The following is a 446-nucleotide window of genomic DNA, read 5'->3' as shown; positions in this document are numbered from 1 at the left end:
GACTGCCAGCATCGGTTGATCGGCGTTACTCAACCTAACGGGCAAACCGCCAGCTACCGCTATGACCCATTTGGTCGGCGGATCAGCAAAACCGTTGATGGGATAACCACTGAGTTTTTCTGGCAAGGCGACAAGCTGGTTGCGGAGCATCACGCCGATCGTCATCGCAGCTACATCTACGAGCCGGACAGCTTTCGGCCCTTAGTACTGTTGGAAGGTTTTGGCCCTCAAGACACCCAGCCCTTCCACTACCAACTCGACCACCTCGGCACACCGCAGGAACTCACCGCGCCCGACGGCGAAATCGTCTGGTCCGCGCATTACCGCGCCTACGGCCAAATCAGCCGCCTCGACATAAACAAGATCGACAACCCGCTACGCTTCCAAGGCCAATACTTCGACCCGGAAAGCGGGCTGCACTACAACCGCCACCGCTACTACAATCC

The 446-nt window shown here is 57.8% G+C and carries 1 protein-coding gene; it reads left to right on the top strand.

Going from position 1 to position 446, the window contains the following annotated elements; translation table 11 throughout:
- Positions 1 to 446: RHS repeat domain-containing protein (locus tag HX783_RS29390; protein ID WP_177019199.1), on the top strand; the 446-nt coding region annotated here is incomplete at both ends.

The sequence above is a fragment of the Pseudomonas sp. D2002 genome, assembly GCF_013385735.1.
Lineage (GTDB): Bacteria > Pseudomonadota > Gammaproteobacteria > Pseudomonadales > Pseudomonadaceae > Aquipseudomonas.
Note: the sequence above shows the minus strand (reverse complement) of the source record. Positions and strands in the feature narration are given on the sequence as shown.